General features: G+C 61.7%; 8 protein-coding genes and 1 pseudogene. 8 read left to right on the plus strand and 1 reads right to left on the minus strand.

Annotated elements, in window-relative coordinates; translation table 11 throughout:
* The first annotated feature begins 9 nt into the window (after nt 1-9).
* The 6 genes and pseudogenes from HU762_RS14235 to HU762_RS26735 form a co-directional block, all read left to right on the plus strand.
* Complete coding sequence (locus HU762_RS14235) at nt 10-1,026, plus strand: polysaccharide deacetylase family protein (protein WP_186637903.1); 1,017 nt, start codon at nt 10-12, stop codon at nt 1,024-1,026.
* Nucleotides 1,023-2,327 carry an oligosaccharide flippase family protein gene (locus HU762_RS14240; protein WP_186637907.1) on the plus strand — a complete coding sequence of 435 codons (1,305 nt, stop codon included), beginning with the start codon at nt 1,023-1,025 and terminating at the stop codon, nt 2,325-2,327. Before HU762_RS14235 ends, HU762_RS14240 begins: the two co-directional genes overlap by 4 nt.
* Before the next feature lie 107 nt (nt 2,328-2,434).
* Nucleotides 2,435-4,330 (plus strand): hypothetical protein, encoded by a 1,896-nt coding sequence (locus tag HU762_RS14245; protein WP_238340384.1) that lies wholly within the window; start codon nt 2,435-2,437, stop codon nt 4,328-4,330.
* Complete coding sequence (locus tag HU762_RS14250; RefSeq protein ID WP_186637913.1) at nt 4,327-5,016, plus strand: N-acetyltransferase; 690 nt, start codon at nt 4,327-4,329, stop codon at nt 5,014-5,016. Before HU762_RS14245 ends, HU762_RS14250 begins: the two co-directional genes overlap by 4 nt.
* A gap of 5 nt (nt 5,017-5,021) precedes the next feature.
* Nucleotides 5,022-6,158, plus strand: coding sequence for a GNAT family N-acetyltransferase (locus HU762_RS14255; protein ID WP_186637916.1), 1,137 nt, complete (start codon nt 5,022-5,024; stop codon nt 6,156-6,158).
* A gap of 10 nt (nt 6,159-6,168) precedes the next feature.
* Nucleotides 6,169-6,317, plus strand: a pseudogene (locus HU762_RS26735) (ChbG/HpnK family deacetylase); the annotation flags it as partial.
* A gap of 30 nt (nt 6,318-6,347) precedes the next feature.
* Here HU762_RS26735 and HU762_RS14260 read toward each other — a convergent pair.
* On the minus strand, nt 6,348-6,575 hold the full coding sequence (locus HU762_RS14260) for a hypothetical protein (RefSeq protein ID WP_186637919.1): 228 nt from the start codon (nt 6,573-6,575) through the stop codon (nt 6,348-6,350).
* Between the two features lie 239 nt (nt 6,576-6,814).
* Here HU762_RS14260 and HU762_RS14265 point away from each other — a divergent pair, with 239 nt between their 5' ends.
* A complete protein-coding gene (locus tag HU762_RS14265) occupies nt 6,815-7,756 on the plus strand; it encodes an alpha/beta hydrolase (RefSeq protein WP_186637921.1) in 942 nt (313 codons plus the stop codon).
* 377 nt (nt 7,757-8,133) lie between these two features.
* Entirely contained in the window at nt 8,134-8,277 is a 144-nt protein-coding gene (locus tag HU762_RS14270; RefSeq protein ID WP_186637924.1) for a hypothetical protein, read from the plus strand.
* Nucleotides 8,278-8,325: the final 48 nt, after the last annotated feature.

Below are 8,325 nucleotides of genomic sequence, written 5' to 3' on the forward strand. Positions count from 1 at the left end.
GTGCCTTACATGCCGATCAATACCCGCATCAAGACCACAATCAAGCGCACCGGCGGCTGGCTGTACCTGAACACGTCCCTGGGTCGCCATGCATTACGCGGCGCCGGCGTCATTCTGATGTTGCACCGGGTACTGAACAACGACCGCGCCGCCGAATTGCCTCATCGCAACGAGCTGTGTGTGGGACCCGAAGCGTTCGAACACTTGTTGATCTGGCTGCAGCAGCATTTTGAATGCGTGCCATTGATGAGCTTGTTGCTGGCCGACCCGGAAAGCGTTCCAAACCGTCCACGGGTGGCACTGACGTTTGACGACGGCTGGCGCGATAACGCTATGAACGCCTTTCCGCTGCTGCGCCAGTACCAGGTCCCGGCGAGCATTTTCCTATCCACCGATTTCGTCGGCAGCCGCCAGCACTTCTGGTGGGAAAGCATCGGTGAAACCTTGTGGGGCAGCCATGGGCAGGTGGCGCGGCGCTCGCTGATCGAGCACTTGCAGCATGTCGGTCGACCGTTGCCGGTGCTGCTCGATGATATCGACGACGAGCGCCGCAGCCTGGCACTGCTGCACTTCCTGCAAAGCCTCAAGAGCCTCGATCCAAAAATATTGAGCGACGTCACCGACGTCTGCCCACAAGGTTCCCAACCTCAGGCGCTGGACTGGACCCAAGTGCGCATGCTCGAAGATTCCGGCCTGATCCGCTTCGGCCCCCATGGCGCCAGCCACGCGATTCTGACCGGGCTGGATGACCAGCGCCTGCACGAAGAACTGACCCGCAGCTGGACGGCCTTGGAAAACGGCTGCGCTCAACCCCTGCCGGTGTATTGCTACCCCAACGGTGACAATGACGCCCGTGTGCGCGAGCAGGTGGCGGCCCACGGTTTTCCGTTCGCGCTGGGCACCGAGGCCGGACTGTACCGCCATGACCGAGACCCTCTGAACCTGCCACGTTTCGGCGTCAGCCAGCGCAACGCCTGTCACCCTGAGTTATTGGCCTGGCGTATTCGCCGAGGAGCCCGTTCATGAACCGTGCACGTTACCTCAGGCTCTTGGTGATGAGCATGGGCACGAGTCTGGCGATGATCGGCCTGCGCCTGTTGCGCAACGTGTTGCTGGCACGCATCCTCGGGCCTAGCGAACGCGGGCTGTTGGCGCTGCTCAGCACCCTGCCGGACCTGATCAGCGCCATCACCAGTGGGGGCTTGAATTCCGCCGTGGGTTATCAGGCGGCGCAGCATCGCTCGATGAGCCTGTTGCTCAGCCACGTGCTGGTCTTCGGCTGTCTGCTGGCGGGGTTGCTGACGCTGCTGGTGGTGACGTTGGTGCGTGAGTTCGGCGCCGAACTGGACATCACCATGCAACTGGGGCTGCTGGCCTGGCTGCTGTTGCTGGCCGTGCCGCTGGCGGTACTCAAGACCAGCCTGCTGACGCTGCACAACGCCTCCGGCGGCGTCGGCACGTTCAACGCCCTGCGGCTGCTGGAATCCCTAGTCCCGCTGTTGCTGTTCGTGGCGCTGTTCTGGATGTGGAAAGACACGGCGCTGGAAGCCGCGCTGATCAGCTGGCTGGCGGGCCTGGGCCTGGTAGTGCTGGCCGGCTGGATGTGGTTGCGCCGCGATCATGCGTTCACCCTGCATTGGGATCGCACCGGCCAGGTCGAACTGTTGCGTTACGGTGTCCGCAGTCATCCAGACCTTTTGTTCCAGCAACTGATGACGCGCTCGGATTACCTGTTCATCGGCGCGCTGCTCGGCAGCACCGCGCTGGGGCATTACGCCATGGCCAGCGCGGCGGCCGAACTGCTGCATATCGTGCCGGAAGCGGTCACCACGCCACTGATGAAACGTCTGCTGCAGCAGGACAGCGACATGAAGCGCCTGACCCCGCTGGCCTTGCGCCTGACCGCCACGGCCATGCTCGGCGCCTGCCTGGGCATGGTCCTGGTCGGCGAATGGCTGATCGTTACCCTGTTCGGCATCGCCTATCAACCGGCGTACCCGGCCCTGCTTGCGCTGCTGCCGGGGGTGTTCGGGTTGTGCTATGCGAGCATCCTGCGCCTGGACCTGCTGGGTAAGAACCGCCCTGGCACTGTTTCGCTGCTGATGGGCGCAGGGGCGCTGTTGAACCTGGCGCTCAACCTGGTTTTGATCCCGCGCTACGGCATCGTCGGCGCCGCGGCGGCTTCCTCTATTGCCTATCTGAGCGTGACCCTGGGGCTGCTGCTGATGTATTGCCGCCTCAGCGGCGTGGCGCCGTGGCGAACGCTGATTATCCTGCCCAGCGATTTGCTGCCAATGCGTCAGATGCTACTGGGGAAATCCGCTTGAATACTGTCGCCAGTCGGACCGCTTCGCGAGCAGGCTGCCTCCCCCAAGGGAAGGTGGGCGCGGGTGTATGTCTTTTCCTCATGGCGGCCTCGGTCCATGGCGCGTCCATGCAATGGACCGGCATCCGTGACGGCAGCCTGTACCTGCAAACCGACCGCCAAGACACCGTCACCGTGCGCTGGGTGCCCGCCTGGCAGGCCGAGGCCAATACCGAACACCTTTATCTGCTCGACGGCCAGGGACGATTGGCGGGTGAGCGCCTGGTCAGGGCGGATCAGCCTCGTGGCGAACACCAGTGGCCGCTGCCGCCGGGTGCAGCCAGTTATCGCCTGGAAATTCCTGGCTACAGCTTCCGTCGCTACACCGTTGAGCACGACGCGCGCACCCGCGCCTTGTTTGCCCCGACAAAGGTGCATTTCAATGCCGAAACCCATGACGGCGACGAGCTGTATTTCAAAGTAGCGGCTGGCGAACAGGCGGTGCTGGCAGGCAAGTTCCACGGCGGCGTACGTGCGCTGCAAGCCCGGCGCGTCGACGACGGAAAGCAGTTGCAACTGAACCTCAAGCCATACCGGGCCTATTGGCAGTTCGATCAGGTCGCCCTGCCGATAGCTGACGTCGAACAAGTCTGGCGCTTGCATCTGCAGGGCAACGGCAAGGCCGCGTTTTGGCTGGACGGCACCGCCAACCTGTTCGCCCAGGACCCGGCACACCTGCTGCCACTGCGCGAAGATCCAGGCCAGACCCACCTGAAATTGTACGACGAGGCGCTCGGCACGACCCCCAAGCTGGGCATCGCCCTGCCCTACGAGTTATTGCCGCCGTCCACCTACGCCGTGCTCGATGCGCTCAAGCCCCAAGCGGCAAGCCTTTACAGCTTCGTCGATATCACGGCGGCCAGAGGTACTTATGAAGATGCCTTCCGACGTTTATATCAGGAGCGCTTCGCCGTCAGCCAAAACATCACCCTTTTGGCCGGCAGCCAGCGCGAGGTAGAGCTAAAGGCCGACCGGACCAGTCACAGCGGCTTGCAAGCCTGGCTCACGTCGACCCGCGCGTTGGGCGGCAAAGGCCTCCATTACCTTAGTTTTGCCGATGAGCCGAACCTCAATTACCCAGACTTCGCCAGTTTCCAGCAACTGTTCCAGAGCATGGCTGCCCAGGTCCGCGCCGATCCTGCCAACGCACGTGCCGGTATCCGCATCGCCATGCCGGCCAGCTCCCAGTTCACCAACGGCCCCTTCACCGAAAATGCCGCTGACAGGCGCGGGATCGACTGGGCACGGCGCCTGCTTGCAACGTCCAACGATCAGATCGACGCGCTGGCCTGGCATGAATGGATGATCCGCGATCTGCTGGCAACCCGGGTCTACCGCGACAGTGTCCGTCAGGCCGCCCACCTGGTGGGCCTGGACAGTCAGGGTCGGCCGCGTAAGGCCTTGCTGTTGGATCAGACCAACATGTCCGCCGGCTCGAGTCTGAGCCCTTACGACCAGGAAACTCACTACGCCGCCCTATGGTGGACGTCGGTGGTCATTAACGCCTCGGCAGACGGTTGGCTGGACATGCTCAACTGGTTCATGGCCGCCGACGAACCGGAGTACCCCAAGGGCATGGTGCGGGTATTGGACAACGAGCGCTTCGAGCTCAAGCCCGTGGGCCTGGCCCAGCAGTTCATTCAACAGCATTGGCTCGACCAGGTGCTGCGCCTGGACAATGACGCTTTTGAAGTCGACGTACTGGCCATGGCCACCGGCAAGCAACGCGGTCTGCTGGGCGTGAACAAAAGCACGCGAACCCATCAGGTCAGCCTCGACGGCACGGTCTGCCCTCAGCCAGGCATGACACTGATGTATTTCGGCCCGGACAACCGCAGCCACAGCGTTGCGTTTGATTGCAAGACCGGCCAGGTCGGGTTTCTCCTGCCAGGGGAAACCATATTCGCCCTCAATTGGGCAGTTCCCCTCTCCCCCAACCCTGCCACCCGTCAGGAGGCACCATGAACGCTCTGCAAACATTGCGTGATCGCATCCAGAAAAAAGGTCTGCGCGCCGTTCTAAAACAGCTATGCAGACGCTACGTATTTGCCCACACCAGACTGGTGTGGCTGGAGCATGACATACGGACCCCGCTCCCCCCACATAACCTCAAGCCCTACCCACCGATGCGCCTGGAGTTCATCACAATCGCCAACGCCGATGCGTTTGCCCGGCACTTCGGCGACCGCGTCGAAACCATGCGCGAGTTGGCGGCCGAAGGCTACACAGGCTTGATGTACCTGGATGATCGGGGCGATACCGTGGGCTTCGCCTGGGCCAGTACACGGGACTATTTCGACCGCCATTTCTACCGCTGCAACTTTCCGGTCAAGCCTGGCGAGTATTTTCAGTTCGGTGGTGAAGCGATTCGCAAATACTGGGGTACCAGTATCTCGGCGGACATGCAGCTGGAGGTGTGGAAAGTCATGGCGGAGCATGGTTGCAGCACCATGGTCGATGTCTGCGATTTGCAGAACATCCAGGCGATCAAGATGCACATCCGCATGGGCTTCCAGGAGCGCGGGCAGATCACCCACCTATACCGTTTGCTCGGCCATTGGCGGTTCCTGCGCAACACGTCTTATACCGGCACGGCACTGGACGCCTTTCGTAAACCGGCCCAGCCGGCTGCCTCGACTTCGGCGGCCTGATCCCCATGGCGATCCGGTTCCAATGGTGTCGTTCCCTGGGCGCGGAGGACTTTCCGGTCTCTGCTTATGAGCAACTGCGAACCCAGGTGGCCGACACCACACCGTTCAACACTCTGGCCTGGCTGCAAGCGGCGGAATTCGCCTTGTTGCCCGAGCAGCAATTGCATGTGTTGCTGGGCTGGGAGGACCAGACCTTATGCCTTTGCCTGCCCCTGGTATCAGGACGTGAACGATTCGGCGGGCTGCGGTTCCGGGTGTTGCATCACTTGGGTTTTCCAATGGCCGACCGCATCGCCCTGCTGGCGCGCGTGGACGCCGAAGGCATGGGCCAGGCGCTGATGCAGATCCGTCAGCACTTGCCCCACGCGTTGCTGCAACTCAATGAAGTGATCGAGCCGGTCGGTGAACAAAGCGTCCTCAGCGCCTGGATGGCGCTGAGTTCCACCGGAGAGCGGCGACTCAGTTGCCGGGTTCCGGTGCACCTGATCAGCGACAGCGACCATCAGGAGATCTCTGGCGACCCACGCTACAAGCTGCGTCGGGCGCGCAAGCGGATCGCCGCTTGCGGCGCCGAGATCCGCCGGATAACGCCAGACGCCATCAGCATGGGGCAATTGTTGCGGGCCCTTGCCGATGTCGAAGCCGCCAGCTGGAAAGGCGAGGAAGGCGTCGGGATCTTTGCCGACCCCAGGCGCAGGCAGTGGATGAACCACGCCTTCACCGCTCTCGCCGCCCAAGGGCTGGTGCGGGTGGTGACGCTGGAGCTAAACGGCGAGTGCATCAGTTATCGCCTCGGCCTGTTGGATCAAGGCCGATTGTACGACTACAACCTGGCCTTCCTGCCGCAGCATGCCGACCTCGGCAGTGGTCGGGTGTTGCTCGAAGAGTGGATTCGTTGGGGGCTGGAAGAAAACTGGCGGTGGATCGATGCGTCACGGGTCAGTCTCAATAACTCCAGTCATCAATTGCACGAACGCATGACCGGACAACTGGAGCATTGGCGTTGGAGTTTTTATTCCTGGCAACCTGATGGTTTGTTCCTGGGTTTCGCCTTGCGGCTTTGGAAAAGCCTGAAACCGTGGCTGGGCAAGCGCAAGGCCAAGCCTGCCGCGACGACGGCATCGCCTTCCAGCAAGCCCTAGGAGAACACCCATGCCTCACCAAACGATCATCAACGCAGACGACTTCGGGCTCAGCCTCAGTGAAACGAACTGATCCCGCGGGCCTTCGAAGCAGGCGTGATCAGCTCCGTTACGGCGATGGCCAACATGCCCGCTTTCGATCAGGCATGCGAGCGGGCTGGCCCTGCCCCCCTGCTTGATTGACCCTCTTTATCGGTCGAGCTTTTTCTCAACTTGCCTGACCTTGTCCTGCAGTTTTTCAGCGTCCTGCTCGTGGCTCTTGATCGACTTCGGCGTGATCGTTTTATCTACCTTGTCGGTCGCCGGATCGGGGCGCTGCACGTCGCGCTCCACCACCGGCACCGGCTCGCCGACGGCGTCCTTCGCGGGTGCAGCGTTGCCGACAGGTGTTTGCCCTTTGGAATGCTCAAGCGTCATGGCTTCGTCCTCGATATTGATGGGTGTCGAGTTTTCGAGTCGGGCGAAACGGTGAGAGTTCGATCGGGTTGCCTACCGTCTGGAGGCACAACGAGGCCCTGTGGTGAGGGGGTTTATCGAAACGTCGCACCGCCCCGCTGGGCTGCGCAACGGTGGCAAGCACACCGTCCGAAATTCCAGCGTACCCTGGAAGGAATCTGCTAAAACGCACCTTCCGCCCCAAGTAGCGAATCGCGTCGATGTCCTCATCTTTTCTCTCTCGCCTAAAGCAACGTTGGCTGGCCTGGTCTTTCATGGCTGCGCTGGTCGTCGGCCTGCCGGTGGGCTGCGCCGTGTTGCAGCACAAGGAGCGCGAATTGGTGTTTCGCATCGAGCCGGGGACGGCGAGCTGGTTCAGCGGGCTCCCCAGCGGGGTGCAGGAGTTCGATCTCAAGCCGAAAAGCTTCAAGGCCGGGGAAAATCTCCACGGCTGGTGGTGGCCGGCCGAACGCAAGAATGCCCCGGCCATCCTGTACCTGCATGGTGTGCGCTGGAACCTGACTGGCCAGTTGTTTCGCATCCAGCAACTGAGGGCGCTGGGCTATTCGGTGCTGGCGATCGATTACCGCGGTTTCGGCAAGAGCCAGGGCGACCTGCCGTCGGAAGCCAGCGTCTATGAGGACGCGCGAATCGCTTGGGAGCGTCTCGAAGTGCTGCAACCGGACCCGGCGCTGCGGTTGATCTACGGTCACTCCCTGGGCGGCGCGGTCGCCGTCGACCTAGCGGCGGAACTGGGCCAGGAAGCCGCCAGCAATGGCAGCGTCGTGCCGGCCCGGGGCTTGGTCATCGAATCCACCTTCACATCCCTTGGCGATGTCGCCACCGCGATGGCGAACACCTCCTTGCCGGTGCGCTGGTTGCTGTCGCAGAAGTTCGACTCCATCGACAAGATCGGCGAGATCAACATGCCGTTGCTGGTTGTCCATGGCGCCGCCGACCGCTATGTACCGCCTCGCTTCAGCGAGCAATTGTTCAATGCCGCCCGCGAACCCAAGCACTTGTTGCTGGTGCCGGGGGCCACGCATAACAACAGCATGAGCCTGGCGGGTCGGACTTATCGGCAGGCACTGGATACATTGATTAAAACCACAGCGTCGCCAGTCGCAGGACGCGCTGGCGCCAGTCCGGCCAAGGCCGGTTGACGCCTGCTGGATCGTTCAAAATCTTGTAGGAAAAAGCATCAGCTCCCCCCTCTGATATCCCGGCAAGCGCAATCCTCCAAATGGTGGATCACAGCGCTTTAGGAAATACCTCGCCGTTCATTACGCTTTTTCCCACTTTGAACGCGCCTAGGTCTCACATCCTTATCCGAATCGCCCTCGCCCCAGCCCCGAGTTCATGGGATCAGGGCTTTCAAGCACGACAGTGAAAGCGAATGCGTTGGCCATGGTCGCCACCGGCCCCGCTTACAAATCGTCATGTTTGACCTGGCTCCGTGAGCTTCATAACGTTCCTCCGCGCCGCAGCATTGGCGCTTCCAAATTGCCTTCGATCAACTTTAGAAAAAGGGACTGAACCCATGGGCTATTCCGCCAGCATGATGGTTAACGATCTGTCTGAGCTGTGTAACGACCGAGACAATCCAGATGTTCTCGCCCCGGAGCAATTACTGGAGGGCCTGCAACTGAGCCCGACGGAACAAGCCGAGCTTGACGCCGAGTAAATGAAAAATGGGGGCACGCCGTGCCCCCATACCACCCCCACACCACCC

This window comes from Pseudomonas sp. SWRI92 (genome assembly GCF_014268685.1).
GTDB lineage: Bacteria > Pseudomonadota > Gammaproteobacteria > Pseudomonadales > Pseudomonadaceae > Aquipseudomonas > Aquipseudomonas marvdashtae.